The following is a 25634-nucleotide window of genomic DNA, read 5'->3' on the forward strand; positions in this document are numbered from 1 at the left end:
CCTCACCCGGCGCGGCGCCGCCCGCTCGTCGTGGCGCACGAGCCGCCGTCGCGCTTGGCGGCGTACATCGCCCCGTCGGCGCGCCGCAGCAGCTCCTCGGCGTGCTCCCCGAGGTGCTCCCCGGCGAGGTTCCCGGCGTGCTCCCCGGGGTGCTCCCCGGCGAGGTTCCCGGCGTGCTCCCCGGCGGCCCGCCCGCCGCGCTCGCCCGGTGCCCCGGTGCACGCCGCCCCCACGCTGGCGCCGACGTGGTCCACCGCGGCGCCGCGCACCGCGTAGGGCGCGCCCAGCGCGGCGACGACCCGGTCGGCGACCTCCTCGACCAGCGCGGCCCGGCCCGGGACGACCACCGCGAACTCGTCGCCGCCCAGGCGCGCGGGGGTGCCGGCCTCCGGCACCGCCGCGCGCAGGCGCTGCGCCACCTGCACGAGCAGCGCGTCGCCGGCCTCGTGGCCCAGCTCGTCGTTGACGCGCTTGAAGCCGTCGAGGTCCACGACGAGCACGCCCACCGGCCCCCGCCCCAGCGCGTCGCCCAGGCGCTCGTGCAGCGCGGCCCGGTTGGGCAGCCCCGTCAGGTCGTCGTGGGCGGCGCGGTGGCGCAGCTCGGCCTGGCTGCGCGTCAGGCGCTGCACCAGGGCGCGGTTCTCCGCGAGCGTGAGCGACTGGCGCACCGCCACCAGCACCAGCAGCAGCACCACCGCGCCCACCTCGGGGCTGTCCAGGCGGCCCTGCGCGCTGCGCCGGGCGAGCAGGGCGGCGAAGGCGGGCAGCAGCAGCACGTTGGGCACGGCGGCCACCAGCCGCGCCGTGCTGCGGGTGTCGCGGCGCGGCGAGGTGCCGCGGTAGACCAGCGCGGCGCCCGCCCACAGGACGCAGCACACCGGCCAGCCGGCCTGCACCACCCACGCCGCCGCGTCGGTGCCGGTGAGCACCCGGTGCCCACGGGCGACCTCCGCGACGGTCAGCGCCACCAGCGCCGCGCCGACCAGCAGCGGCATCGGCCAGCGCCGCGGCGGGATCTCGGTGACGGCGATGAGCAGGTACAGCAGCCCCAGGAACAGCGGCACCGTCGGGCGCAGCAGCAGCACCGCGTCGTGGTGCGGCAGCGCGTCCCACGCCTCGTCCAGGACCAGGGCGTGCGCGGCGGTCGCGCCGGCGACCGCGCCGACGCCGGCGTCCAGCAGCACCCGGGCGCGGGCGCGCGGGTCGGCGGTGCGGGAGGTGGCCCACATGCCGGCCAGCACCAGCAGCGCGGCGGCGGCCTCGAGCACCGCCGCGGGCGCACCGACCCCGGGCGGCGCACCCAGCGGGGCGCGCACGGCCACCACGGCGAGCGCGGCGGCCTGGCAGCGCCAGCCGAACGCCCCGCGCGGGGAGGCCAGGCGCGCGGCGCGCAGGCACGCGGCCGCGGCGAGCAGGGCCGCGACGACGGTGGCCGCCGCCGCAGCGCTCTCCCAGGTCACTCTGGGATCATCGACGCTCACCGGGGGTGCGCTGAACCCCCCGAACGGGGGTGTCCGGCCGCCCCTCAGGCGGGGAACGCGCGCCCGGTCAGGCGCTCGTAGGCCTCCACGTAGCGCGCGCGGGTGCGCTCGACGACCTCCGCCGGCAGCGGCGGGGGCGGCGCGCCGCCGGAGCGGTCCCAGCCGGAGGCGGGCGAGGTGAGCCAGTCGCGCACGAACTGCTTGTCGAAGCTGGGCTGCGCCCGCCCCGGCGACCACTCCTCCGCCGGCCAGAACCGCGAGGAGTCCGGGGTGAGGACCTCGTCGCCCAGCACGGTGCGCCCGCCGTCGCGGCCGAACTCCAGCTTGGTGTCGGCCAGCACGATCCCGCGCTCGCGGGCGACACCCTCGGCGCGGCGGTACACGGCGAGGGTGAGATCGCGCAGCTCGGCCGCGGCGTCGGCGCCGACGGTGGTGGCGACGTGCTCGAAGGAGACGTTCTCGTCGTGCTCGCCGAGCTCCGCCTTGGTGGCGGGGGTGAAGACCGGCTCGACCAGCCGGGAGCCGTCCACCAGCCCCGGCGGCAGCGCGATGCCGCACACCGCCCCGGAGGCGCGGTACTCCGCCAGCCCCGAGCCGGTCAGGTAGCCGCGGGCCACGCACTCCACGGGGAACATCTCCAGCTCCCGGCACACCATCGCCCGCCCCGCCACCGCCGCGGGCACGTCGGTGGACAGCACGTGGTTCGGCACGAGGTCGGCCAGGCGCTCGAACCACCACAGCGACAGGGCGGTGAGCACCCTGCCCTTGTCGGGCACCTCGGTGGCCAGGACGTGGTCGTAGGCGCTGATGCGGTCGCTGGCCACGACGAGGACGCGGCCGCGCTCGCCGGAGGCGGGCACGTACAGGTCGCGCACCTTGCCCGAGTACGTGTGCCGCCAGCCGGGCAGCTCGGGCGCGGCGGGCGGCTCGGGCGCGGCGGGCGGCTGCGGGGCGCTCACGCGCCGGCCGCCGCGGCCGCGATGTCGCTGCGCGAGCGGGCGCCGTCCAGGTGCACCGAGCCCAGCGCCGCGTAGGCCGCCTCCCGCGCCCGCGCCAGGTCCGCGCCGGTGCCCACCACGGACAGCACCCGCCCGCCGGAGCTGACGATCCCCGTGCCGTCGGGCGCGAGCGCCGTGCCCGCGTGCAGCACGTGCGCGCCGGGCACCGCCTCGGCGTCCTCCAGCCCGCGCAGCACCCCGCCGGTCACCGGCGCCTCCGGGTAGCCCGGGGCGGCCAGCACGACGGTGACGGCGGCGTCCTCGCGCCAGCGCAGCGGCGGCAGGTCGCGCAGCGCGCCGGGGCGGGCGCACGCGCGCAGCACCTCCCCCAGCGGGGTGGCCAGGCGCGCCAGGACCACCTGCGTCTCCGGGTCGCCGAAGCGGGCGTTGAACTCCACCACCCGCAGGCCGCGCGAGGTCAGCGCCAGCCCGCAGTACAGGACGCCGCTGAAGGGCGTGCCGCGCCGGGCCATCTCGTCGACGACCGGCTGCGCCACGCGCCGCACGACCTGCTCGGCCAGGTCCGCCGGCGCCCACGGCAGCGGCGAGTAGGCGCCCATGCCGCCGGTGTTGGGCCCGGCGTCGCCGTCCAGGGCGCGCTTGAAGTCCTGCGCGGGCGCCAGCGCCACGACGCCCTCGCCGTCGGTGAGGCAGAAGACGGACACCTCCGGGCCGTCGAGGAACTCCTCGACGACGACGGGCCCGTGGCCCAGGCAGGCGCGCGCGTGGGCCAGGGCCTCCTCGCGCTCGTCGGTGACCACGACGCCCTTGCCGGCGGCCAGGCCGTCGTCCTTGACGACGTGCGGGGCGCCGAAGGCGTCCAGGGCGGCGGCGACCTCCTCCTCGGTGGTGCACACGCGCGCCATGGCGGTGGGCACCGCGGCGGCGGCCATCACCTCCTTGGCGAACGCCTTGGAGCCCTCCAGGCGCGCGGCCTCGGCGGAGGGCCCGAAGCAGGCGGTGCCGCCGGCGCGCACGGCGTCGGCCACGCCCGCCACCAGCGGCGCCTCCGGGCCGACGACGACGAGGTCGGCGCCCAGGCGCTGCGCCAGCGCGGCCACGGCCGCCGGGTCGGTGGCCTCGACCGGCTCGCACGAGGCGACCAGGGAGATGCCGGCGTTGCCCGGGGCGGCGACGACGCGGTCCACCCCCGGGTCGTCGAGCAGGGCGCGCACCAGTGCGTGCTCACGGGCGCCGGAACCGATGACGAGGACGTCCACGGCGGACGAGCGTAGGGCCTGGCGCGGCGGCCTCCGGAACGGGCGCGGGCCGCACCGGTGCGGGAGGATCCCCGCGTGCCCCGCAGCCTGCCGATCCCCGTCGCGGCCCGGCGCCGCGCGCGCACCGGCTGGCAGCGCTGGCGCGGCTCGTGGTGGCAGATCCTGCAGTGCGGCCTGGGCGCGGGCATCGCCTGGAGCCTGGCGCGGGCCCTGTGGGACCAGGCCTACCCGGTCTTCGCGTGCGTGGCGGTCGTCGTGGCGCTGGGGGTGCAGAACAACCAGCGGCTGCGCCGCGTCGCCGAGATCGGCGCCGGGGTGACGGTGGGCGTGCTGCTGGGCAGCGCCATCGCCCTGGTCATCGGGCGCGGGCCCTGGCAGATCTCCCTCATCGTCGTCGCCGCGATGGGCATCGCCCGGTTCCTGGACTCCGGGGTGCTGCTGGTGAACCAGGCGGCGCTGCAGGCGACGTTCATCATCGCCTTCCCCCCGCAGCAGGGCGGCGGCACGGGGCGCTGGCTGGACGCCATGACGGGCGTGGGGGTGGCGCTGGCCATCGCGGCGCTGCTGCCCAACGACCCCGCCCGCGACGTGCGCGGGCGGGCGAGCGCCTTCACCGGCCAGCTCGCCGACCTGCTCGACGACGCCGCCGCCGCGGTGCGCACCCGCGACGTCGAGCAGGCCGCCGCGGTGCTCGAGCGCGCCCGCGCCACCCAGGGCGAGCTGGACGCGTGGGCGCAGTCCGTCAGCGCCGGGCTGGAGGTGCACCGCCTGTCCCCGCTGCGCCGCCGGCACCGCGGGGAGATCGTCGAGCAGCAGCGGCTGCAAACCGGGGTGGAGCGCGCCACCCGCAACGTGCGGGTGATGCTGCGCCGGGTCTCGACCGCGCTGGAGTACGGCGAGGAGCTGCCGCAGTCGCTGGCCGGGGCGATGCAGTCCCTGGCCGCGGCGCTGCGCTCGCTGGGCCGGCCGGCCTACGAGGGCGAGTCGGTGACCCCGTCGGTGGCGGGCCTGAAGGAGCTGGCGGTCACGCTGGGCCCGCGCACGCTGGGTGCTCACTCCCTCTCGGCGACGGTGGTGGTCGCCCAGCTGCGCTCGGCGGTGGTGGACCTGCTGCAGGCGCAGGGGGTCTCCACCGAGGAGGCGCACCGGCTGCTGCCGCACTGACCACCGCCGCACTGACCACCCCGGGAGCCTGTCAGCGCCGGCGCAGCGCGCGCACCGCCAGCCCGAGCGCGAGCGCCCCGCCGGCCACCGCCGCGGCCCGCCCGGCGCCGCGCGCCGCGCGCGGACCCAGCAGGTGCTCGGCGGCGTCCTTGACGCGGTCGGAGACCGCCAGCGGCACGCCGGCCAGGACGTTGCCCGGCGGGCGGCGCGGCACGCCCGGGTGGGGCCGGGTCGGGGAGGTGCGCCGCTGCACCTCCCAGGCGGCGCCGATGGCGCGCAGCTCCTGCGGCGAGGCGACCCGCTGCAGGCGCGGCAGCAGGTCGTCCTCCTCGTCGCGGGCGTCGTGCCGGATGGTCTCGAAGGTGCGCCGCACCAGAGCGTCGTAGCCCGCCGAGCGCGGGTCGGCGTCCTGCAGCTGCACGAGCAGCTCGTTGACGCGCTGGTGGTCGCCCTCGATGTGGGCGGTCAGCGCCTCGCCCTGCTCGGGCAGGTGGTGCCGGTAGGCGGGGAAGAGCACCGTCTCCTCGGCGAAGGCGTGCCGCAGGGCGCGCTCGGCCAGCTCGGCGACGAGGCGGCCGCGCGCGTCGGGGTCCGTCTCGGCGTCGTGGGCGCGCATGAGCGCGTCGAGGTCGGCGTGGTCGCGGCTCTGCCGGGACAGGATGCTGCCCGGCCCGCCGCGCTCGTCCTCGCTCTGGTCGGCCACCGGGCGCAGCCCGTCCCCCCGTGGGTTCGTCATGCCCCTCCCCTACCCCCGGCGCGGGGCGGTACCCGTGCGGCGGGCGGGTCGTGGGCGGGTGGTGGTCGGGTGGCGGCCGGGTGGCGGCCGCGTGGCGGCCGGGTGAGGGTGGTCACGCCCCCTTCCCCCACCCCCCGGTCGTGTGGTTAGCCTGTCCTCACCGATCGACGAGGGGGACGGCATGACGCTCACCACCGAGCACGCCGCCGTGACGGCCGTGCGCGCGCCGCGGCCCGCGGCGGCACCCGCCGCACCCGCGCAGCGGGCCGAGCCGAGGGCCGAGTACCGCCTCTTCCGCGCGGCGGTGGTGCGCCGGGAGCCGCTGGGGCCCAACGGCGCGCGCGTGACCTTCTCCTCCCCCGAGCTGGCCGGCTTCGGCGCCGGCGGCTTCGACCAGCGGCTGAAGCTGCTGCTGCCGCAGGTGCCGCTGGAGGCCCTGGGCGCCCCCCGCGGCGACTGGTACGCCTGGTGGCGCGCGCTGCCGCAGGAGGTGCGCCCCGTCATGCGCACCTACACGGTGCGCGCGCTGCGCCCGGCCGGACCCGGCGCCGACGCGGAGCTGGACGTCGACTTCGTGCTGCACGGCGTGCGCGGCGGGGCGGCGGGCCCGGCGGCGACGTGGGCCGCGAACGCCCGCCCCGGCGACGAGGTCGCCCTCGTGGGGCCCACCGCGCCCGGCGGCGGGCGGATGTGGGGCGTGGAGTGGGCGCCGCCGCCGGAGGCGCGCACCCTGCTGCTGGCCGGCGACGAGACGGCCGTGCCGGCGGTGTGCGCGGTGCTGGAGCAGCTGCCCGCCGGCGCGCGCGCCCTGGCGGTGCTGGAGGTCCCCGAGATCAGCGACGCCGTGGACGTGCGCTCGGCGGCGGAGGTGACCGTGGAGTGGCTGCCGCGCGGCGGCCGGCACGCGCACGGCGCGCTGCTGGTGCCGCGCGTGGAGGAGGTCGCCGGCCCGCTGCTGGACGCCGCCTCGCGCACCCTCGACCCCGACCTCGAGGACGTCGACGTGGACGCGGGGATCCTGTGGGACGTGCCCGAGCGGGCCGTGGCCGCCGGCCCGCAGTGCCTGTACGCGTGGCTGGCCGGCGAGGCCGGCGTGGTCAAGCGGCTGCGGCGGCACCTGGTGCGCGAGGTGGGCCTGCCGCGCGCCTCGGTCGCCTTCATGGGCTACTGGCGCGAGGGTCGCGCCGAGGGCGCCTGAGCGCCCCGGACAGGAGGAGCACAGGGTGAGGAACCCCTTCCGCCGCGAGCGCGGCGGTGCCCCGGAGGCCCGGCGCCAGCGCCGCGCCGTCGTCGTGCGCACGCACCGGCCCACCCCGGGGGTGGTGCGCGTTGTCCTCGGCGGCGAGGACCTCGCCGACCTGCGCGCCGAGCACGCCGACTCCTACGTCAAGCTCGTCCTGCCGGCGCCGGGCACGGTGCTCGACGAGCCGCTGGACGTCGCCGCCGTGCGCGCCTCGCGCCCGCGCGAGCAGTGGCCGCTGGTGCGCACCTACACCCTGCGCGCGGTGGACCCCGCGCGCGGGGAGGTGACGATCGACTTCGTCCACCACGGCGACGAGGGCGTGGCGGGGCCGTGGGCGGCCGCCGCCCGCCCCGGCGACGTGGTGCACCTGCTCGGACCCGGCGGCGCCTACTCGCCCGACCCGCGCGCGCCGTGGCACCTGCTGGTCGGCGACGCCAGCGCGCTGCCGGCGATCGCCGCCTCGCTGGAGCGGCTGCCCGCCGGGGCGCTCGCCGTGGCGGTGGTGCAGGTGCACGACGCCGCCGAGGAGCAGCCGCTGGCCTGCCCGGGCGAGCTGCGGCTGCACTGGCAGCACCGCGCCGAGCCCGATCCCGAGGGCCTGCTGGAGCTGCTGCGCTCGCTGGAGCTGCCCGCCGGCGCCCCGCACGCGTTCCTGCACGGCGAGGCCGACGGCGTGCGCGCGGTGCGCCGCTGGGCGCGCACCGAGCTGGGCGTGCCGCGCGAGCTGCTCTCCGCCTCGGGCTACTGGCGCCGCGGGCGCACCGAGGACGGCTGGCGCGCGGAGAAGCCGCAGTGGGCCGCCGCGGTCGACTCCGACGACGCCGCGGCGCCCTCCCCCGCCTGACGCGCCTCGCCCGAGCGCGGCCCGCTCAGGCGGCCAGGACCGCGTCGCAGACCTCCACCAGCGCCGCGCGCAGCGGGTCGGCCCGCTCGGCGAACGCCCGCTGCGCGCGCACGTACTGCGCCTTGCCCTCCGGCGTCTCGATCGGCACCGGCTCGTGGCCCAGCGAGGTCACGTCGTACGGGGAGGCGCGCATGTCCAGCACCCGCACGTCGCGCGCCAGCTCGAAGCAGTCCAGCAGCAGCTCGCCGGGCACCGCGGGCGAGAGCTTCATCGCCCACCGGTAGCAGTCCATCGTCGCGTGCAGGCACCCCGGCTGCTCCTGCGCGGCCTGCTGCTCGCGGGTGGGGCTCAGCTCGTTGAGCGGGACCGCGGAGGGGGTGAAGAAGCGGAACGCGTCGTGGTGGCTGCACCGGATGCGGTGCGACTCGACCACGGCGTCGGTGCCGGCGTGCCCCAGCCGCAGCGGCAGGCCCGCGTGGCGCACCTGCTGCGGGGTGGCGCGGTGCACCATCGCCCACTCGTGCAGCCCGAAGCAGCCCAGCTGCGCCGGGCGGGCGCGGGTGGCGGCCAGCACGTCGCGCGCCAGGCGCACCGTCGCCGCGCGCTGGGCGCGCAGCGCGGCGAGGTCCACGACCACCCCGCGGCCGGTGCTCGCGTAGTGCGCCCACCCGGCCCGCTCCGGCGCGTCGAGCAGCTCCACCCCGGCGCCGGGGTGCCAGCGCCGCAGCCGGCCCGGCGCCCACGAGTAGTACGTGAAGAGGAAGTCCTCCACCGGGTGCGCCTGCCCGCGCCCGCGCCGCTCGACGGCCGCCGCGGTCAGCGCGTACGCCCGCGCGGCGTGCGCGGCCTCGCGCGCTGCCCAGCGCGGGCGCTCCAGCACCGCCGCGGCGCCCGCGCGCTCCCGGCTCGCCGCGCCGGCGCCGGCTCCGTACGGTGGTGCCCCGGCGGACGGGAGGGGCTCGGCGTGGCGCGCGCTGTCTGGAAGGGTGCGGTCTCCTTCGGCCTGGTCCACGTGCCGGTGCGCCTGCACCCGGCCACCGTCGAGCACGACATCCGCTTCCACCAGGTCCACCGTAGCGACGGCGGGCGCATCCGGCTGCGCCGCACCTGCGAGGTGTGCGGCGAGGAGGTGCCCCTGGCGGACGTCGCGCGCGCCTACGAGGCGCCCGACGGGCGCGTGGCGGTGCTGGCCGAGGAGGACCTCGAGCGCCTGCCGGTGCCCGGCGAGCACGTCGCGGAGGTGCTGCGCTTCGTGCCGGCCGACCAGGTCGACCCGGTGCTGCTGGGGCGCGCGCACTTCGTGGAGCCGGAGCCGGGCGCCGCGCGCGCCTACGCGCTGCTGCGCTCGGCGCTGGCCGCCACCGACCGCGTCGCCCTGGTGCGCTTCGCGCTGCGCCGGCGCGAGTCGCTGGGGGTGCTGCGGGTGCGCGGGGAGGTGGTGGTGCTGCAGTCGCTGGCCTGGCCGGACGAGGTGCAGCCGGACGGCTTCGACGTGCTGCGCGCCGACGTGGAGCTGCGCCTGCAGGAGCTGCGCACGGCCGCCACCCTCGTGGAGGCGATGTCCGGGGACCTCGAGCCGGAGCAGCTGCGCGACGAGCAGACCGAGGTGCTGCGCCGCCTGGTCGAGGCGCGCCTGCGCGACCCCGCCGCGCCCGCCCCCGGCGGCGGGGGCGGGCAGGACGCCGCCGAGGACGTGGTGGACCTGCTCGGCGCCCTGCAGCGCAGCGTCGAGCGCGCCCGCGCCGCGCGCGCCGGCGAGCGCGGCGAGGACGCCGGCGAGGGGTCCGGCGAGGACGGGGTCGGCACCCGCGAGTCGGCCTGAGCCCGGCGGCTGGCAGCATCGCGCCGACGGCGGCGCACCCCGCCGCGCGCGGCGCGCCGGTGGCGCGCGGAGAGGAGACGACGTGCCCGGCACACAGGACGGTCCCCTGGTGGTCTGCGCCGTGGAGGAGCTGCCCGAGGGCGAGGTGGTCCGCGTGGACCGCCCGGAGCTGAGCGGCCCGATCTCGGTCTTCCACGTCGACGGCGAGCTGTACGCCATCGACGACACGTGCACCCACGCGAACCAGTCGCTGGCCGAGGGGTGGGTGGAGGACTGCGCGGTGGAGTGCCCGCGGCACGCCTCGGCCTTCGACCTGCGCACCGGTGAGCCCTCGGGACCGCCCGCGGTGCGCCCGGTGCGCACCCACCGCGTGGAGGTCGTCGACGGGCGGGTCCTGGTGCACGTGGGCACCCCGCGCCCCTGAGGGGCCGCGCCCTCCCCCGCACCCCCCCGGTCGGGGGACCTGCACAGCGTGCCGCGCCGCCAGTGGGCACGTTGACCACCTCGGTGCGCCCGGCATGAGCGAGGATGTCCCGGTGCGCCGCCTCGATGCCATCGATGCCCGGATCCTGCTCGCGCTGGACCAGGACCCCCGTGCCACGGTCCTGGGGCTCTCGCGCCGGCTGGGCCTGGCGCGCGGCACGGTGCAGTCGCACCTGGAGCGGCTGGAGTCCGACGGGGTGCTGCACCGCTTCTCCCGGCGCCTGTCGCCGGCGGCGCTGGGCTTCTCCATCTCCGCGTTCGTCATGGTGGAGATCCACCAGGGCCAGCAGGAGGACACCCTCAGCAGGCTGCGCGAGACGCCGGAGGTGCTGGAGGTGCACGGCATCACCGGCGACGGGGACCTGATGTGCCGGGTCGTCGCCCGCGACGCGGAGGACCTGTACCGGGTGGGCCAGGACGTCCTCGCCATCCCCGGGGTGGTGCGCACGCGCACCTCCCTGGCCATGCGCGAGCTCGTGCCCTACCGGGTGGACCCCCTGCTGGCCGAGCTGGCCGACTGAGCCCGCCCGAGCCACCGCCCCCGCGCCCCCGCCCGCGCGGGGGGCCCGCGCGCGTGGGGCACAATCGGGCGCGTGCTGCGGTGGCTGACATCAGGCGAGTCCCACGGTCCTGCCCTCGCGGGCATCCTCGAGGGGCTGCCCGCCGGCGTGGAGGTGTCCAGCGCCAACGTGCGCGCCGCCCTGGCCCGCCGGCGCCTGGGGCACGGGCGCGGGGCGCGCATGGGCTTCGAGCAGGACGAGCTGGAGGTCATCGGCGGCATCCGGCACGGCCTCACCCAGGGCGGGCCGGTGGCGCTGCGCATCGGCAACTCCGAGTGGCCGCGCTGGCAGGAGGTCATGGCCGCCGACCCGGCCGACGCCGACGGGCGCCGCTACGACGAGCCGGGCCGGCTGCCCGCGCGCGGGCGCTCCGCACCGCTGACGCGCCCGCGCCCGGGCCACGCGGACCTGACCGGCATGCAGAAGTACGGCTTCGACGACGCTCGCCCCGTGCTCGAGCGCGCCTCCGCGCGCGAGACCGCCACCCGCGTGGCGCTGGGCGAGGTGGCGCGCGCCTTCCTGGCGCAGGCCGTGGGCGCCGAGGTGCTCTCCCACGTCGTCTCCGTCGGCACCGTGCAGGTGCCCGCCGGCACGGTGCCCGGCCGCGGCGAGCGCGAGCGCGTCGACGCGGACCCGGTGCGCTGCGCGGACCCGGCCACCAGCGCCCGCATGGTCGCCGAGATCGACGACGCGCACTCCTCGGGCGACACCCTCGGCGGCGTCGTGGAGGTCGTCGTGCACGGCCTGCCGCCGGGGCTGGGCTCGTACGTGCACTGGGACCGCAAGCTCGACGCCCGCCTGGCGGCGGCGCTCATGGGCATCCAGGCCATCAAGGGCGTCGAGGTCGGCGACGGCTTCGAGACCGCCCGCCGCCGCGGCTCGGCCGCCCACGACGAGATCGAGCGCGTCGACGGCGGCGAGGGCGCGGCGGGCATGACGGTGCGCCGGCGCACCGACCGCGCCGGCGGGATCGAGGGCGGGATGAGCAACGGCGAGGTGCTGCGCGTGCGCGCGGCCATGAAGCCGATCTCCACCGTCCCGCGGGCCCTGGACACCGTGGACACCGCCTCCGGCGGTGCGGCGCAGGCCATCGCCCAGCGCTCGGACGCGTGCGCGGTCCCGGCCGCCGGCGTCGTCGCCGAGGCCATGGTGGCGCTGGTGCTGGCCGACGCGGTCCTGGAGAAGTTCGGCGGCGACAGCGTCGCGCAGGTGCGCGCGAACGTGGCGAGCTACCTGGACGGGCTGGTCGTGCGCACCGCCCCCGCGCCGGCCTGAGAACCGTCGCCGGCCCGGGACCCGTCGCCGGGGAGGTACCCGTGGCCGGCCCCGGTCGCCCGGGGCCGGCGCCGCGGCCTCAGAAGATGCCGTTGTCCTTGATCTCCTTGGCGCGCGAGCGGTTGGCGCCGACGAGGAAGAAGACGCCCAGCGCCAGGTAGAGCCAGTTGCTCTGCGGGTCGGTGGGCAGCAGGCGGTGCGGGGAGTTGACGACGAGGCCGGCCCCGACGATCCCCATGCCGATCAGCAGCAGGGCGTGCAGCACGACGCTCTTGTGCGCCTGGCGCACCGACCCCGAGAACACCAGCACCGTGATGCCGTACAGGAACAGCAGCACGGAGGTGAGGACGCAGACGGTGAAGACGCCGAAGAGCTCCGCGCCGCTGCGGAAGAGGCCCATCTCGTCGTAGTTCGTCGTGATGCCGGGGATCAGGCCCAGGACGCCCAGCACCATGAGGAACAGGCTGGTGAACTGGGCGTGGCGCCGGACGGGACCGCCGTCCTTGCGCGCTGCTTCGATGGCCGCGGTAGCGCTCATGGGCACATGCTCCCAGGAACGCCGTGCACCCGCGTGCCCGGGCCGGGCGCGCCCGGCGGGGCCCGGCCGGGCGCGCGGCGGGGCTCAGGCCCGCGCGGCCCGCAGGGCCTCGCGCACCTCGCGCACGCTGGGGTTGGTCAGGTGGCGCCCGGCGACGACCACCGTGGGCGAGAGCTCGTAGCCCTGCGGGTGGTGCTCGCGCACGGCCGCCGCGCCCTCCTCGTCGTCGCGGAAGCGCACCCTGGTGTGCGGCACGCGCGCCAGCAGCAGCGCCAGGTGCAGCTTCGTGGAGTACGGGCACCCCGGCTTGTAGTACATGACCGCGTGCGCCGCACCGGACCCGCGCGTCCCGCCCGTCCTCGTCCCGACCACCGCACGGCCCTCCCCGCCCGTCTGGCGCTCCCGACGAGCAGGAGGGTGCTCCGGCGCCCGGCCGCTGTCAACGCCCCCCGCAGGGGGCCCGTGCGGGCCGCTGCGGGCGCTCGCGCGGGTGCCGCCTGAGCGCGGGTGGCGCCTCAGCGGGTGGCGCGGCTGGGGGCGTCGCGGGTGGAGGCGTCCAGCTCCGCCAGGACCAGCACGGCACCGGGCAGGCCCCCGCACTCGCCCACCCAGTCCCGCTCGACCGGCAGGGCGTCCAGCTGGGCCGTCAGGCCCCGGCCGCCGTCGGCCAGCACGTCGGCGACGACGTCGGGGGTGGTCCAGCGGGCCAGCTGCTCCTCGCGGCCGTCGTGCGGGGAGCGGTGGGTGAGCACCCGGGCCCAGGTGGATCGGTGGTGGGGGGCTGAGGTCACGCGGAACCCTAACCCGCCCCCGGGCGGGCGCCGGGGGCGACGCGCCGCAGCGCCCGCGCCGCGCCGGCGGGGCGCGCTCAGGCGCCGCGCGCGCGGCGCATCGGCACGTGCGGGATGCCGTCCTCGGCGTAGGCGGGGCCGTCGGCGACGAAGCCGAAGCGGGCGTACCAGTGCTCCAGGTGGGCCTGGGCGCCCAGGACGACCTCGACGTCCCCGGCCAGCTCCAGGGCGCGGCGCACCAGGTCGGCGGCCACGCCGCGCCCGCGGGCCTCGCGGGCGGTGGCGACGCGGCCGACGCGGGCGGTGCCGTCGGGCTCGCGCAGCAGGCGCACGGTGCCGGCCACGCGCCCGGCGGCGTCCTGCGCCCACAGCAGCACCGCGTCCGGCTCCAGGTCGCGCCCGTCGAGCTCGGGGTAGGCGCACTCCTGCTCGACGACGAAGACGTCCACGCGCAGCTTCAGCAGCTCGTACAGCACCCGCGCGGGCACGTCCTGCAGGGCCGCCGCGTACAGCGGCAGGCCGCTGGCGGTGGTCCCGGGGGTGGCGCTCACCGGGCGCTCAGCCGAGCAGGTCGTGGCGCACGACCGTCTGCTCGCGGTCCGGGCCCACGCCCACGGCGGAGATGCGCGCCCCGGACAGCTCCTCCAGCGCCTCCACGTAGCGCTGCGCGTTCTTGGGCAGGTCGGTGAAGGAGCGCGCGGCGCTGATGTCCTCGCTCCAGCCGTCGAAGAACTCGTACACCGGCGTGGCGTGGTGGAAGTCGCTCTGCGACATCGGGACCTCCTCGTGGCGCACGCCGTCGACGTCGTACGCCACGCACACCGGCACGCGCTCCCAGCCGCTGAGGGTGTCCAGCTTGGTGAGCACGAAGTCGGTCACGCCGTTGATGCGCGCGGTGTAGCGGGCCACGAGCGCGTCGTACCAGCCGGTGCGCCGGGGGCGGCCGGTGGTGGTGCCGTACTCGCCGCCGTCGCGGCGCAGCTTCTCGCCGTCGGCGTCGAGCAGCTCCGTGGGGAAGGGGCCCTCCCCCACGCGCGTGGTGTACGCCTTGACGACGGCGATGATGCGGTCGATGCGGTTCGGCGGCACGCCGGTGCCGGTGCAGGCGCCGGCCGCGGTGGCGTTGGAGGACGTCACGAACGGGTAGGTGCCGTGGTCGATGTCGAGCATCGTGGCCTGCCCGCCCTCGAAGAGGACGATCTCGCCGCGGTCCAGGGCGCGCGTCAGCTCCAGGCCGACGTCGCGCACCATGGGGCGCAGGCGCTCGGCGTGGGACAGCAGCGTCTCGACGGTCTCGTCCACCGACACCGCGCGGCGGTTGTAGACCTTCACCAGCAGGTGGTTCTTCTGGTCCAGGGCGCCCTCGACCTTCTGGCGCAGGATGCTCTCGTCGAAGAGGTCCTGCACCCGCACGCCGACGCGGTTGATCTTGTCCGCGTAGGTGGGCCCGATGCCGCGGCCGGTGGTGCCGATCCTGCGCTTGCCCAGGAAGCGCTCGGTGACCTGGTCCAGCGAGCGGTGGTACGGCGCGATGACGTGCGCGGACGCGGAGACGATGAGCTTCGAGCAGTCCACCCCGCGGCTGGTGAGGGCGTCGATCTCCTCGAAGAGCACGCCGGGGTCCACCACGACGCCGTTGCCGATGACGGGGGTCACGCCGGGGGTGAGGATGCCCGAGGGCAGCAGGTGCAGGGCGTACTTCTCGTCGCCGACGACGACGGTGTGCCCGGCGTTGTTGCCGCCGTTGAACTTCACGACGTGGTCGACGCGGGCGCCGAGGGCGTCGGTGGCCTTGCCCTTGCCCTCGTCCCCCCACTGGGCGCCGATGAGCACGATCGCGGGCATGACATCCCCTGCTTCCTGGAGGTTGCGCGGTCTGCGGGCACGAGCCCCGCCGCGGACCTCCCGCGGCGGCCGTCGCCGAGCGCGTCGAGCTTACCGGCCCCGCCGCGGGGCGACCCCGCCCGTCGTCCCGCCCGTCGTCCCGCCCGTCAGCCCGCCCGTCAGCCCGCCCGTCAGCCCGCCCGTCAGCCCGCCCGTCAGCCCGCCCGTCAGCCCGCCAGGCGGCGCACCAGCTCCCGGCCCAGCGCGTCGCCGGAGGTCCAGGCCGTCTCCACCTTCGAGGTGCGCCCCCAGGAGTCCCCGCACACGGCGGTGCCGCTGGCCGCGTCGAGGCCGAAGAGGTCCTCGGCGTGCTGCTTGAGGGGCTGCGCCAGCGACCAGCGGTGCGCCCGGTTCCACGACGGCGCCGGGGTGGGCGCGCCGGTCAGCAGCGGGCCCAGGGCGGCCACCACGGGCGCCACGGCCCCGGCCGGGTCGTCCAGGTGCTCGGCGGAGAAGTCCGGCGCGGCGTGCGCGACGAGCACGGGGGCGCCGTCGCCGCGGCGGGCGCCGTCGTCGGCGACGAAGCCGAGCAGCTCGTCGCCGTTGACGAAGGCGCCGTGGAAGTCCGGCCACCAGCGCTGCGGCCAGGCCGCGTACACCGTCACGGTGGGCTGGTAGTTCCAGCGCGCGGAGACGTCCAGGCGCGAGGCGACCATGCGCGGCAGCAGGTCGGCCGCCTGCGGGTCGGGCATCGCCAGCACGACCGCGGCGGCCTCGCGCCCGTCCACCGACGGGCCCTGCGGGCCGGTCCCGACGGCCTCGACGTCGGTGCCGCTCTCCACGGGCACCGGCGCGCGCCCCGGCGGGGCGAGCAGGTCGTCGACGAGGCTGCGCAGGCCGGTGGGCGAGCCCCAGCGCCACGGGCCGCTGGAGGTGCGCGCGCCCACGCGCGCGCCGTCGGCGACGCGGCCCTCCACGACGGCGAAGGTGTCCGTCCAGCGCCGCACCAGCCCGCGCGCCTCCCAGTCGGCGACCTGCGCGGAGAAGGCGTCGCCGGAGGCGGTCAGGTACGCGGCGCCCAGGTCGGTCACGCGCACGCCCGCGGACGTCTCCACCCGCCGCCCGCTCATGCGCCCGCCGGGGCGGCGGCCGCGGTCGAGCAGGCGCACCGGCACCCCGGCGTCGACGAGGGCGCGCGCGCAGGCGGCGCCGGCGATGCCGGCGCCGACGACCACCACGGGCAGCTCGGGCGAGGGGGTGCGCCCGAACCCGCTCACGGCAGCAGCTCGGCGGCCGCGGCCGGGTCGCAGTCGGCGAGGAACTCGCGGCAGCGCCGCGCCTCGGGCTCCTCGCCGATCGCCTCGGCGGCGCGCTGCAGCGCGGCCAGGGCCCGCAGGAAGCCGCGGTTGGGCCCGTGCGACCACGGCACCGGGCCGTGCCCGCGCCAGCCGGCGCGGCGCAGGGCGTCCAGCCCGCGGTGGTAGCCGGTGCGGGCGAAGGCGTAGCCGCCGACCGCGCCGCCGCCGACCGCGCCGCCCTCCAGCGCCCGCTCGGCCAACAGCGCCCACGGCAGCGAGGCCGCCGGGTGGGCCGCGGCGACCTCGGCGGGGTCGGTGCCGGCGGCCAGCGCGGCGTCGACCTCGGGGTGCTCGGGCAGCAGCGCGGGCGGCGGTCCGCCCAGCAGGTTCGTGCCGGTGCTCACGGTGGTGCTCCTCTCGGGTGGCGCTCGGGCGGGGCCCGGGCGCGCCCGGGCCGGGGTCGGCGGGACCGGCCGGTCCCGCCGGCGTCAGGTGGTGGGCACCTCGACCCAGACGATCTTGCCGCGGCGGGTGGGGGTCACGCCCCAGCGGCCCAGGGTGGCGACCACGCGCATGCCGTGCCCGCCGGCGCCGTCCGGGCGCGCGTCGACCACGCGCGGGTGCTCGGGGCTGTCGTCCTCGACCTCCACGCGCAGCGCGCCGGGCAGGTCGAACAGGCGCAGGCCCACCGGCCCCCAGGCGTGCAGGACGGCGTTGGCCACCAGCTCGGAGACGACGATCTCGGCCTGCGGGCCGACGCCCAGCCCCCACACGGCGCACGCGCGCAGCGTGGCGTGGCGGGCCTTGCCCACCGAGGACGGCTCGGGGGGCAGCTGCCAGCGCCGCCGGCGGGGGGTGTCGGCCGCGCGGTGGACGGGCTGCTCGGCCTCCTCGGGCACGCGCACCACGACCAGCGCGGTGTCGTCCTCGGGCGCCTCGCCCAGGCCCCGCAGCAGCTCCTCGCCGATGCCGGCGGCGTCGCGCGCGGCGGTGCCGGCGAGCACCTCCACCAGCACCTCCATGCCGTCGCGCAGGGGCCGGCCGCGGTCCTCGATGAGCCCGTCGGTGTAGAAGACGAGCACGTCGCCGGGGCGCAGGGCCCGCTCCCGCGTCGGGCGCGGGCGCTCGCCCAGCCCCACGAGGGTGCCGGTGGCCTCGCTGAGGGCCTCCACGGCGGGCCCCTCGCCCGCCGCCGCGGCGCGGCGCAGCAGCGGCGGCAGGTGCCCGGCGCTGCTCCAGGCCACCTCCCAGCCGCCGTCGTCCAGGCGCTGCAGCGCGGCGTAGACCAGGCTCGCCATGCGCGGGATGCCCATGCCGGCGGCCAGGGCGTCCACGCGCATGAGCACGCTGCCGGGGTCGTCGAGCTCGTGCGCCGCCGAGCGCACCACCGAGCGCATCTGCGCCATCGCGGCGGCGGCCTCCACGTCGTGGCCGACGACGTCGCCGACGACGACCCCGGCGCCGCCGTCCGGCGCGTGCAGGACGTCGTACCAGTCGCCGCCGCCGTGGCCCCGGACGGCGCTGGGCGCGTAGTGCGCCCACACGTCCAGGCCCTCCACCGCCGTGCGCTCCGGCAGCGTGCTGCGCTGCAGCGTCTCCGACACCTCGTGCTCCCGTGCGTGCAGTCCCGCGTTCTCCAGCGCCAGCCCGGCGCGGCGGGCGGCGGCGCGCAGGACGACCCCGTCCCCGCCCGCCCCGCCCTCACCGAGCAGGACGACCAGCCAGCCCAGGACGTGCCCGAGGCCGGTCAGGGACACCACCGCCACGCCCGGGCCGGCCGGGCCGGTCAGCTCCGTCAGCCACGCCGAGGGCGAGCCCGGCACCCCGCCGGTCAGCGGCAGCAGCGGCGGCGCGCCGGGCCCCGGCTCGCGCAGCAGCGGGTCGTCGACGCGCGCGCCGGGCGGGCGCCGCCAGCGCCGGCCCAGCAGGCCCTCGAAGGCCTCCCCGGCGGTGGCGACCACCTCGGCACCGCCGCTGCGGGTGCCGCCCGGGTCGGCCAGCACCGCCAGCGCCGCGCGCACCGTCGCGCCGCTCAGCGCGCGCACCGTCGCGCCCAGCCCGGCGACCACGGCCGCGCGGTCGCGCGGCTGCGGGGCCAGGGCGTCCACCTCGTGCAGCGGGTCGACCCCGCCGGCCGGCGCGGTGGTGACGTCGGCGTGCCAGGTGACGACGTGGCGCACCCGCCCGTCGCGGTCCAGCAGCGGCGAGGTGCGCACGCGGTGCAGGAAGCGCGAGCCGTCGGTGCGCTCGCCCAGCAGCGTGACCCCGGCGCCGCGCCCGGCGCGGGCGGCCCGGCGCAGCGACGCGCGGGCGGGCTCAGCGCCGGCGCCGGCGGGCGCCAGCAGCCGCGCGCAGCCGCGGCCCACGACGTCCCGGGCCGGCACGCCCGTCACCCGCGTGAAGCCCTCGGCGACCCAGCGCACCACGCCCTCGGCGCCCTCGGCGCCGCCGTCGTCCGCATCGTCCGCGTCGTCCTCCCCGTCCGCGTCGTCCCCCGTCCCGCCGCGGTGCCCGGCGACCGGCGGGTCGGTCAGGGCCGCCCCGGGCACGGCGGCCACGACCTCGACCGGCCCGCCGGGCGCGTCGAGCCCGTCCGGCGCGTCGAGCCCGTCCGGCGGGCCGAGCGGGCCGAGGTCCGCTGCCACGGCCTCGACCTCGTGCAGCGACAGCAGCGCGTGGCGGGCAGCGGCGCCCGCGCCGTCCCGCGCGCCCGCGCCGCCCAGCTCGACGGGCGCGACCGTCAGCCACCAGCGGCCGGCGACCAGCTCGCCGGGCAGCGGCGCCGACGCCGCGCGCCGGGCCGGCTCGCCGGGCAGCCCGGCGGCGCGGAACCAGGCGGGCAGGTCCGCCGGCACCCCGGCGGGCGGCACGGCGGCCAGGCGGGCGGCGGCGGGGTCGGCGGCGAGCACGGCGGCGGGCGCGCCGGGCGCGTCGGGCAGGCGCAGCAGGAGCACCGCGGCGGGCTCCTCGCGCAGCACCAGGCGCTGCGGTCGGCTGCCTGGCATGCGGGGGGCTCCTCGGGGTCGCAGGGAGGGCTGGGCCGGGCGGTGCGCGACGGCGACCACGACCTCGCTGGACAGCATGCAGGGGGGCCGCGCGGGCCGCGCGCCGAGGGGTCGGCGCTCCCCCGCGCGGGGGACACGTCGCGCGCCGGGCCGGTCGTGACCTACTGTGCGGCGACGAGCCGTGCGGACCTCGCTGCCTGCAGCCCCCGGGAACGGCGACGGAGCACGGCAGTACTGCGGAGGGACGATGACGAACGACGCGACACCCCCGGGCGAGACGTCCCGCATGCCCGAGGTGCGCGCGGTCGACCCCGGCTCGGTGCACGTGCTCTACGAGCCGCGCGCCACCCGCGTGGTCCTGACCGGCGAGATCGACGCCGAGCTCGGCCCGGACCTGCTGGAGGCGGCCGAGGACGCGCTGTCCTCCGGGCGCCCGCTGCAGGTCGACGCCCACCACGTGACCTTCATGGACTCCACCGGGCTGGCGTTCCTGGCCCGGCTGGCCTCGCGCTCGCGCGGGCGGCGGGTCACGCTCATCCGCCCCCCGGCGGTGGTGAAGTTCCTCATCGAGACGACGAACATCGTGCAGCTGCTCGACGTCGTCGACGAGGAGCCGCGACCGGCCGCCGACCCCGGCACCCCGGACGACGGGCCCGAGCCGGCCTGAGCGCGGCCGGGCCCGGGCGCGGCCCACCGGGGCAGCCCCGGGCCCGGCGGGCACCGGCCCGGACCCCGCGGGACCCGGGCCGGCGGTGCGTCACTTCAGGCGCTGCCCGGCGCTGCGCAGCGACTGCGCGGCCTCCACGACGCGGGCCGCCATGCCCGCCTCGGCGCTCTTGCCCCAGGCGCGCGGGTCGTACTGCTTCTTGTTCCCGACCTCGCCGTCGACCTTCAGGACGCCGTCGAAGTTGCGGAACATGTGCTCGGCGACGGGCCGGGTGAAGGCGTACTGGGTGTCGGTGTCGACGTTCATCTTCACCACGCCGTGGTCGACGGCGGCGGAGATCTCCTCGGGCAGGGAGCCGGAGCCGCCGTGGAAGACGAGGTCGAAGGGGCGCTCCTTGCCGACCTCGCGGCCGACCGCGTCCTGAATCTCCTCGAGGATCTCCGGGCGCAGCTTGACGCCGCCGGGCTTGTAGACGCCGTGGACGTTGCCGAAGGTCAGGGCGGTCAGGTAGCGGCCCTTCTCGCCGGTGCCCAGGGCGCGCACGGTGGCCATGGCGTCCTCGACGGTGGTGTAGAGCTTGTCGTTGATCTCGTGGGCGACGCCGTCCTCCTCGCCGCCGACGACCCCGATCTCGACCTCCAGGACGATGCGCGCGGCGGCCGCCTGGCCCAGCAGCTCCTCGGCGATGCGCAGGTTCTCCTCCAGGGGCACCGCCGAGCCGTCCCACATGTGCGACTGGAACAGCGGGTCGCGGCCGGCGTCGACGCGCTCCTGCGAGATGGCCAGCAGCGGGCGGACGTAGCTGTCGAGCTTGTCCTCCGGGCAGTGGTCGGTGTGCAGGGCGATGTTGACGTCGAACGCCTTGGCGACGTGGTGGGCGTACTCCGCCAGCGCCTGCGCGCCGAGGACCATGTCCTTGACGGTGGTGCCGGAGAGGAACTCCGCCCCGCCGGTGGACACCTGCACGATGCCGTCGCTCTCGGCCTCGGCGAAGCCGCGGATGGCCGCGTTGAGGGTCAGCGACGAGGAGACGTTGATGGCGGGGTAGGCGAAGGACCCGGCCTTCGCGCGGTCCAGCATCTCGGCGTAGACGTCCGGGGTGGCGATGGGCATGGCGACTCCTCGTCGTGGCGGCTCTGGCGGGGCGATCCTTCCACGCGGCGGCCCCGCGGGGCAGCGGGGTGGGTGAGCCCGGCGGCCGCCCGCCAGGTCCGCCCGACGTGCCGGACGGGCGCGGCGGTGCCAGCGTGGGGGCATGACCGACACGCAGCTGCAGGGCAAGAAGGTCGCCTTCCTGGTCGCCCCCGAGGGCATCGAGCAGGTGGAGCTGACGGAGCCGTGGAAGGCGGTGCAGGAGGCCGGGGGGCAGCCGGTGCTGCTGTCCACGCAGCCGGGGCGGGTGCAGGCGTTCGACCACCTCGACAAGGCGGACACCTTCGAGGTGGACGTGCTGGTCTCCGACGCCAGCGTCAGCGAGTACGCGGCGCTGGTGCTGCCGGGCGGGGTGGCCAACCCCGACGCGCTGCGCACCAGCCGCGAGGCGGTGGCGTTCGTGGGGCAGTTCGCGGCCTCCACGCGCCCGGTCGCGGCGATCTGCCACGCGCCGTGGACGCTGGTGGAGGCCGACGCGGTGCGCGGGCGGCGCGTGACGTCGTGGCCGAGCCTGCAGACGGACCTGCGCAACGCGGGCGCGCAGTGGGTGGACGAGGAGCTCGTCGTGGACACCTCCGGCCCCGGCCCGCTCATCACCAGCCGCAAGCCCGACGACCTGGACGCGTTCTCGAAGGCGGTCGTGGAGCACGTCGCGGCGGTGGACGCGTGAGCGAGGTCCGCATCGGCTACACCTGCATGTCGGAGCAGTCCGACCCGCGCTGGCTGGTGCGCGACGCGGCCGCGGCGGAGGAGGCCGGCTTCGACCTCGTCGTCTTCTCCGACCACTACTCGCCGTGGCTGACCACCCAGGGGCACGCCCCGTACGCGTGGAGCGTGCTGGGCGCGGTCACCCAGGCCACCTCGCGCGTGGAGCTGATGACGTACGTGACGTGCCCGACGATGCGCTACCACCCGGCGGTGGTGGCGCAGAAGGCGGCGACGGTGGGCCTGCTGTCCGGGGGGCGCTTCACGCTGGGCCTCGGCGCCGGCGAGAACCTCAACGAGCACGTCGTCGGGCAGGGCTGGCCCGCGGTGGAGGAGCGCCACGACATGCTCGTCGAGGCGCTGGAGATCATCTCCACGCTCTTCGACGGCGAGCTGCTCAGCTACGCGGGCGAGCACTTCCGGGTGGACTCGGCCCGGTTGTGGGACCGCCCCGAGCAGCGCGTGCCGATCGCGGTGGGCGTCTCCGGCCCGAAGTCGTGCGCGCGCTTCGCGCCGCTGGCCGACCACATGATCGCCGTGGAGCCGGACGCCTCGCTGGGGCCGCTGTGGGACGGCGCGCGCGAGGCCTCGCAACCGGCGGCCAGCCGGCGCATCGGGCAGCTGCCGGTCTCCTGGGACGCCGACCGCGACGCGGCCGTGGCCCGCGCGCACGAGCAGTTCCGCTGGTTCGCCGGCGGGTGGAAGGTGAACGCCGACCTGCCCACCCCTGCCGGTTTCTCCGGCGCCAGCAAGTTCGTGCGCCCGGAGGACGTGGCGCAGCAGATCCCCTGCGGCGACGACGTCGACGCCGTCGTGGAGGCCGCCTCGGCGTTCTTCGAGGCGGGGTTCACGGACTTGGCGCTGGTGCAGATCGGCGGCGAGCACCAGGAGGGGTTCCTGCGCGCGGCGTCCGCGGAGATCGTCCCGGCGCTGCGCGAGGCCGCGGCGTCGAAGGACCCCTCGCCCAGCTGAGCGCGGCGCACCAGCCCCGTCCCGCTCCCCCGTCGCGCGCGGCGGGCGCGGGACGGGGCCGGTGCCCGTTGACCCCGGGTGCGCGGTGCAGGATGCTGCCCTGCACGATGCTTACGCATCGTCACACCTAGGAACGGTCCGCGATGGCGCGGCCGTGGTGTGCTCCGCAGGAGGTCTGCGTGACCGTCCCCCACCGCACCCCGCAGCGGCGTCGCCGCACCACCGCCGCCCTGGCCACGGCGGCGCTGCTCGCCCCGCTCGCCCCGATCACCCTCACCGCCGGCGCGGCCGGCGCCGCGGGTCCCGTGAACACCGCCGCCGGCGCCGAGAGGGCGGACGCCGCTCCCGACGCGCGCCACCGCGGCGGGCCGGGCAGGCCCGGCAGGCCCGGCGCGCTGCCGTACCGCGACGCGCGCCTGCCCGTGGAGGCGCGCGTGCGCGACCTGCTCGGGCGCATGACGCTGGAGGAGAAGGTCGGTCAGATGACCCAGGCCGAGCGCGCCGCGGTCACCGCCGACCCCTCGCTCGTCGCCGGGCTGGGCCTGGGGTCCGTCCTCTCCGGCGGCGGTTCGGCGCCCACCCCGAACACGCCCGAGGCGTGGGCGGACACCGTGGACGCGTTGCAGCGCCAGGCGTTGAGCACCCGGCTGGGCATCCCGCTGATCTACGGCGTGGACGCCGTGCACGGGCACGGCAACGTGTTCGGCGCCACCGTCTTCCCGCACAACATCGGCCTGGGCGCCACCCGCGACGCGCGCCTGGTGGAGCAGGTGAACGCCGTGACGGCCGAGGAGGTGCGCGCCACCGGCATCCCGTGGAACTTCGCGCCGTGCCTGTGCGTGAGCCGCGACGCGCGCTGGGGCCGCAGCTACGAGAGCTTCGGGGAGGACCCGGAACTGGTCTCCCGGCTGGGCACCGCGGCCGTCGCCGGCCTGCAGGGCCGCGGGCAGCGCGACCTGCACCGCCCCGAGCGCGTGCTGGCCACCGTCAAGCACTTCGCCGGCGACGGCGGCACCGAGTACGGCACCGGCAGCGGCGACTACCCGATCGACCAGGGCGTGACGGTGACCAGCCGGGAAGAGTTCGAGCGCACGCACCTGGCGCCGTACCGGCCCGCGATCCAGCGCGCGCGCGCCGGCAGCGCGATGCCCTCGTTCTCCAGCGTCGACTTCACCGACGACGGGGTCGGGAACCCCGGGAAGATGCACGCGAACCGCCAACTGCTCACCGACGTGCTCAAGGGCGGCCTGGGCCTGGACGGTTTCGTCGTCAGCGACTGGGAGGCCATCCACCAGCTGCCCGGCGAGTACGCGGACCAGGTGCGCGCCGGCGTGAACGCCGGCGTGGACGTGTTCATGGAGCCGAACTCCGCGCCCGCGTTCGTCGAGGCGCTGCTGGCCGAGGTGCGCGCCGGCCGCGTCCCGCAGGCGCGGATCGACGACGCGGTGCGCCGCATCCTGACGAAGAAGTTCCAGCTCGGCCTCTTCGAGAACCCCTTCGCCGACCGCACGCACCTCGACGAGGTCGGCTCCGCCGAGCACCGCGCGGTGGCCCGCCGCGCCGTGGCGCGCTCGCAGGTGCTGCTGCAGGACTCCGGCCGGGTGCTGCCGCTGCGCCGAGACGCGCACGTGTACGTCGCCGGCCGCAGCGCCGACGACGTCGGCCTGCAGTCCGGCGGCTGGACGCTGAGCTGGCAGGGCTTCCCCGAGGCCAACGCCGGCGGCGTGCCGCAGCAGCCGGGCACGAGCATCCTCGAGGGCATCCGCGAGGTCGCCCCCGGCGCGGAGGTGACGTACAGCGCCGACGGCACCGCACCGGTCGGGGACGCCGACGTGGCGGTCGTGGCGGTCGGCGAGACCCCGTACGCCGAGGGCTTCGGCGACGTCGGCGGGCCGCTGTGGGCCTACGACCCCGCCGACGCCGGGCAGCCGCGCGAGCAGAAGTCGCTGGAGCTGCAGCCGCAGGACCGCGCCACCGTCGAGCGGGTGTGCAGCCGGGTGGCCACCTGCGTGCTGCTGGTGGTCTCCGGCCGCCCGCAGGTCGTCACCGACCTGCTCGACGACGCCGACGCCGTGGTGGCCTCCTGGCTGCCGGGCACCGAGGGCGCCGGCGTGGCCGACGTCCTCTTCGGCCGCGCGCCCTTCACCGGCAAGCTGCCGGTGAGCTGGCCGCGCACCGCGGAGCAGGAACCGCTGAACGTCGGCGACGCGGGCTACGACCCGCTGTTCCCGTACGGCCACGGGCTGAGCACCCGCTGGCGGCGCTGACCGCCCGGCGCGCGAGCGCTCACGCGCCGCCGGGACCCGCGGGTCCCGGCGGCGCGTGCCCGGGCGCCTCCCCCAGCAGCTCCAGCGCCTCGCGCGCCCACTGCGCGCGCGCCGCGGCGCCGTGCACCCCGGCCAGCAGGGTGAGCAGGCGGTACCGGCCGCCGGGGGCGCCCTCGAGCTCGGGGCGCAGCGCCTCGTAGCGCGCGCGGGCCTCCTCCGCCTCGGCCAGGGCCGCGGTGAGCCAGCCGCGCACCAGCGCGGGGTCGACCTGGTCGCCGAAGAACAGGCGCAGCAGCAGCGGGTCGCGCGGGGGCGGCTGCCGGAAGGGCTCAGCGAGCAGCTCGCGCAGGCGCTCTCGGCCGGCGGCGGTGATGCGGAAGGGCGTGCCGGCCCCCGCGGCGCCGGGCTCGCGCTCGACCATCCCGGCCGCCTCCAGGGCGGCCAGGGCGGGGTAGACCTGCCCGAAGCTCTCGTGCCAGAAGTGCCCCAGGGTCTGCACGACCTCCGCGCGCAGCCGGTAGCCCGTCATGGGCTCGATCGACAGGGCGCCGAGCACGGCCAGCTGCGTCTGCGGGGTCCTCGCCACCCC

Annotated in this window: 26 protein-coding genes; 11 read left to right on the forward strand and 15 right to left on the reverse strand. The window is 77.8% G+C overall.

Annotated elements, in window-relative coordinates; genetic code table 11:
• Positions 1–2: 2 nt before the first annotated feature.
• The 3 genes from ACRYMN_RS10050 to purD form a co-directional block, all read right to left on the reverse strand.
• The gene (locus tag ACRYMN_RS10050; protein ID WP_432494545.1) at positions 3–1460 is read right to left on the reverse strand and encodes a diguanylate cyclase domain-containing protein; all 1458 of its coding nucleotides are present in this window, start codon (positions 1458–1460) and stop codon (positions 3–5) included.
• Positions 1461–1525: 65 nt separating this feature from the next.
• The gene (locus tag ACRYMN_RS10055; RefSeq protein WP_432494547.1) at positions 1526–2440 is read right to left on the reverse strand and encodes a phosphoribosylaminoimidazolesuccinocarboxamide synthase; all 915 of its coding nucleotides are present in this window, start codon (positions 2438–2440) and stop codon (positions 1526–1528) included.
• Positions 2437–3699, reverse strand: a complete 1263-nt coding sequence (purD, locus tag ACRYMN_RS10060; protein ID WP_432494549.1) for a phosphoribosylamine--glycine ligase — start codon at positions 3697–3699, stop codon at positions 2437–2439. The genes ACRYMN_RS10055 and purD overlap by 4 nt, the downstream gene beginning before the upstream one ends.
• Positions 3700–3774: 75 nt before the next feature.
• Here purD and ACRYMN_RS10065 point away from each other — a divergent pair, with 75 nt between their 5' ends.
• Entirely contained in the window at positions 3775–4863 is a 1089-nt protein-coding gene (locus ACRYMN_RS10065; RefSeq protein WP_432494551.1) for an FUSC family protein, read from the forward strand.
• 31 nt (positions 4864–4894) lie between these two features.
• Here the strand turns inward: ACRYMN_RS10065 and ACRYMN_RS10070 are convergent, their stop codons facing one another.
• A complete protein-coding gene (locus tag ACRYMN_RS10070) occupies positions 4895–5599 on the reverse strand; it encodes a hemerythrin domain-containing protein (protein WP_432494553.1) in 705 nt (234 codons plus the stop codon).
• A 181-nt stretch (positions 5600–5780) separates the two neighbouring features.
• Between ACRYMN_RS10070 and ACRYMN_RS10075 the strand changes: the two genes are divergently transcribed.
• Positions 5781–6797 (forward strand): siderophore-interacting protein, encoded by a 1017-nt coding sequence (locus ACRYMN_RS10075; protein WP_432494555.1) that lies wholly within the window; start codon positions 5781–5783, stop codon positions 6795–6797.
• Positions 6798–6891: 94 nt separating this feature from the next.
• A complete protein-coding gene (locus ACRYMN_RS10080) occupies positions 6892–7686 on the forward strand; it encodes a siderophore-interacting protein (protein ID WP_432494629.1) in 795 nt (264 codons plus the stop codon).
• A 25-nt stretch (positions 7687–7711) separates the two neighbouring features.
• On the opposite strand, the gene ACRYMN_RS10085 is transcribed toward ACRYMN_RS10080, so the two are convergent.
• The gene (locus ACRYMN_RS10085) at positions 7712–8566 is read right to left on the reverse strand and encodes a 3-methyladenine DNA glycosylase (RefSeq protein WP_432494557.1); all 855 of its coding nucleotides are present in this window, start codon (positions 8564–8566) and stop codon (positions 7712–7714) included.
• Between the two features lie 84 nt (positions 8567–8650).
• On the opposite strand from ACRYMN_RS10085, the gene ku reads away from it, so the two are divergent.
• The 4 genes from ku to aroC all read left to right on the forward strand — a co-directional run bounded on the left by ku (position 8651) and on the right by aroC (position 11826).
• Entirely contained in the window at positions 8651–9508 is an 858-nt protein-coding gene (gene ku / locus ACRYMN_RS10090) for a non-homologous end joining protein Ku (protein WP_432494559.1), read from the forward strand.
• Between the two features lie 82 nt (positions 9509–9590).
• Positions 9591–9932 carry a bifunctional 3-phenylpropionate/cinnamic acid dioxygenase ferredoxin subunit gene (locus ACRYMN_RS10095; protein WP_432494561.1) on the forward strand — a complete coding sequence of 114 codons (342 nt, stop codon included), beginning with the start codon at positions 9591–9593 and terminating at the stop codon, positions 9930–9932.
• Between the two features lie 94 nt (positions 9933–10026).
• Positions 10027–10512: an Lrp/AsnC family transcriptional regulator gene (locus ACRYMN_RS10100; RefSeq protein ID WP_432494563.1), complete on the forward strand. Its 486-nt coding sequence runs from the start codon at positions 10027–10029 to the stop codon at positions 10510–10512.
• A 72-nt stretch (positions 10513–10584) separates the two neighbouring features.
• Entirely contained in the window at positions 10585–11826 is a 1242-nt protein-coding gene (gene aroC / locus ACRYMN_RS10105) for a chorismate synthase (RefSeq protein ID WP_432494565.1), read from the forward strand.
• 79 nt (positions 11827–11905) lie between these two features.
• Here the strand turns inward: aroC and ACRYMN_RS10110 are convergent, their stop codons facing one another.
• The 8 genes from ACRYMN_RS10110 to ACRYMN_RS10145 form a co-directional block, all read right to left on the reverse strand.
• Positions 11906–12364 (reverse strand): DUF4383 domain-containing protein, encoded by a 459-nt coding sequence (locus tag ACRYMN_RS10110; RefSeq protein ID WP_432494567.1) that lies wholly within the window; start codon positions 12362–12364, stop codon positions 11906–11908.
• 84 nt (positions 12365–12448) lie between these two features.
• Positions 12449–12736 carry a glutaredoxin family protein gene (locus ACRYMN_RS10115; RefSeq protein ID WP_432494569.1) on the reverse strand — a complete coding sequence of 96 codons (288 nt, stop codon included), beginning with the start codon at positions 12734–12736 and terminating at the stop codon, positions 12449–12451.
• Between the two features lie 143 nt (positions 12737–12879).
• The gene (locus ACRYMN_RS10120) at positions 12880–13155 is read right to left on the reverse strand and encodes a hypothetical protein (protein ID WP_432494571.1); all 276 of its coding nucleotides are present in this window, start codon (positions 13153–13155) and stop codon (positions 12880–12882) included.
• 77 nt (positions 13156–13232) lie between these two features.
• Positions 13233–13706, reverse strand: coding sequence for a GNAT family N-acetyltransferase (locus ACRYMN_RS10125; RefSeq protein WP_432494573.1), 474 nt, complete (start codon positions 13704–13706; stop codon positions 13233–13235).
• Between the two features lie 7 nt (positions 13707–13713).
• On the reverse strand, positions 13714–15000 hold the full coding sequence (locus tag ACRYMN_RS10130) for an adenylosuccinate synthase (protein ID WP_432494575.1): 1287 nt from the start codon (positions 14998–15000) through the stop codon (positions 13714–13716).
• 206 nt (positions 15001–15206) lie between these two features.
• Positions 15207–16256: an NAD(P)/FAD-dependent oxidoreductase gene (locus ACRYMN_RS10135; protein ID WP_432494577.1), complete on the reverse strand. Its 1050-nt coding sequence runs from the start codon at positions 16254–16256 to the stop codon at positions 15207–15209.
• Positions 16253–16681, reverse strand: coding sequence for a DUF3151 domain-containing protein (locus ACRYMN_RS10140; RefSeq protein ID WP_432494579.1), 429 nt, complete (start codon positions 16679–16681; stop codon positions 16253–16255). The genes ACRYMN_RS10135 and ACRYMN_RS10140 overlap by 4 nt, the downstream gene beginning before the upstream one ends.
• An 84-nt stretch (positions 16682–16765) precedes the next feature.
• Positions 16766–19282: an ATP-binding SpoIIE family protein phosphatase gene (locus tag ACRYMN_RS10145; RefSeq protein WP_432494581.1), complete on the reverse strand. Its 2517-nt coding sequence runs from the start codon at positions 19280–19282 to the stop codon at positions 16766–16768.
• 286 nt (positions 19283–19568) lie between these two features.
• Between ACRYMN_RS10145 and ACRYMN_RS10150 the strand changes: the two genes are divergently transcribed.
• Positions 19569–19949, forward strand: coding sequence for an STAS domain-containing protein (locus ACRYMN_RS10150; RefSeq protein ID WP_432494583.1), 381 nt, complete (start codon positions 19569–19571; stop codon positions 19947–19949).
• Positions 19950–20039: 90 nt separating this feature from the next.
• Here ACRYMN_RS10150 and fbaA read toward each other — a convergent pair whose 3' ends face one another.
• On the reverse strand, positions 20040–21062 hold the full coding sequence (fbaA, locus tag ACRYMN_RS10155) for a class II fructose-bisphosphate aldolase (protein WP_432494585.1): 1023 nt from the start codon (positions 21060–21062) through the stop codon (positions 20040–20042).
• A gap of 142 nt (positions 21063–21204) precedes the next feature.
• On the opposite strand from fbaA, the gene ACRYMN_RS10160 reads away from it, so the two are divergent.
• The 3 genes from ACRYMN_RS10160 (at position 21205) to ACRYMN_RS10170 (ending at position 25045) form a co-directional block, all read left to right on the forward strand.
• Positions 21205–21771 carry a type 1 glutamine amidotransferase domain-containing protein gene (locus ACRYMN_RS10160; protein WP_432494587.1) on the forward strand — a complete coding sequence of 189 codons (567 nt, stop codon included), beginning with the start codon at positions 21205–21207 and terminating at the stop codon, positions 21769–21771.
• Complete coding sequence (locus ACRYMN_RS10165) at positions 21768–22778, forward strand: TIGR03557 family F420-dependent LLM class oxidoreductase (protein ID WP_432494589.1); 1011 nt, start codon at positions 21768–21770, stop codon at positions 22776–22778. Before ACRYMN_RS10160 ends, ACRYMN_RS10165 begins: the two co-directional genes overlap by 4 nt.
• Before the next feature lie 143 nt (positions 22779–22921).
• Positions 22922–25045: a glycoside hydrolase family 3 protein gene (locus tag ACRYMN_RS10170; RefSeq protein ID WP_432494591.1), complete on the forward strand. Its 2124-nt coding sequence runs from the start codon at positions 22922–22924 to the stop codon at positions 25043–25045.
• A 19-nt stretch (positions 25046–25064) separates the two neighbouring features.
• Here ACRYMN_RS10170 and ACRYMN_RS10175 read toward each other — a convergent pair whose 3' ends face one another.
• Positions 25065–25631 carry a PadR family transcriptional regulator gene (locus ACRYMN_RS10175; RefSeq protein WP_432494593.1) on the reverse strand — a complete coding sequence of 189 codons (567 nt, stop codon included), beginning with the start codon at positions 25629–25631 and terminating at the stop codon, positions 25065–25067.
• Between the last annotated feature and the right edge of the window lie 3 nt (positions 25632–25634).

Origin of the sequence: Kineococcus gypseus (assembly GCF_050871305.1) — a bacterium.
In the GTDB taxonomy this organism is placed as follows: domain Bacteria; phylum Actinomycetota; class Actinomycetes; order Actinomycetales; family Kineococcaceae; genus Kineococcus; species Kineococcus gypseus.

Excerpts from the sequence above, each read along its gene's own strand:
- ACRYMN_RS10070 (WP_432494553.1), bottom strand. The coding sequence starts at position 5,599 with ATGACGAACCCACGGGGGGACGGGCTGCGCCCGGTGGCCGACCAGAGC.
- ACRYMN_RS10075 (WP_432494555.1), top strand. The coding sequence starts at position 5,781 with ATGACGCTCACCACCGAGCACGCCGCCGTGACGGCCGTGCGCGCGCCG.
- ACRYMN_RS10100 (WP_432494563.1), top strand. The coding sequence starts at position 10,027 with ATGAGCGAGGATGTCCCGGTGCGCCGCCTCGATGCCATCGATGCCCGG.
- ACRYMN_RS10110 (WP_432494567.1), bottom strand. The coding sequence starts at position 12,364 with ATGAGCGCTACCGCGGCCATCGAAGCAGCGCGCAAGGACGGCGGTCCC.
- ACRYMN_RS10130 (WP_432494575.1), bottom strand. The coding sequence starts at position 15,000 with ATGCCCGCGATCGTGCTCATCGGCGCCCAGTGGGGGGACGAGGGCAAG.
- ACRYMN_RS10145 (WP_432494581.1), bottom strand. The coding sequence starts at position 19,282 with ATGCCAGGCAGCCGACCGCAGCGCCTGGTGCTGCGCGAGGAGCCCGCC.
- ACRYMN_RS10150 (WP_432494583.1), top strand. The coding sequence starts at position 19,569 with ATGCCCGAGGTGCGCGCGGTCGACCCCGGCTCGGTGCACGTGCTCTAC.
- fbaA (WP_432494585.1), bottom strand. The coding sequence starts at position 21,062 with ATGCCCATCGCCACCCCGGACGTCTACGCCGAGATGCTGGACCGCGCG.
- ACRYMN_RS10160 (WP_432494587.1), top strand. The coding sequence starts at position 21,205 with ATGACCGACACGCAGCTGCAGGGCAAGAAGGTCGCCTTCCTGGTCGCC.
- ACRYMN_RS10170 (WP_432494591.1), top strand. The coding sequence starts at position 22,922 with ATGGCGCGGCCGTGGTGTGCTCCGCAGGAGGTCTGCGTGACCGTCCCC.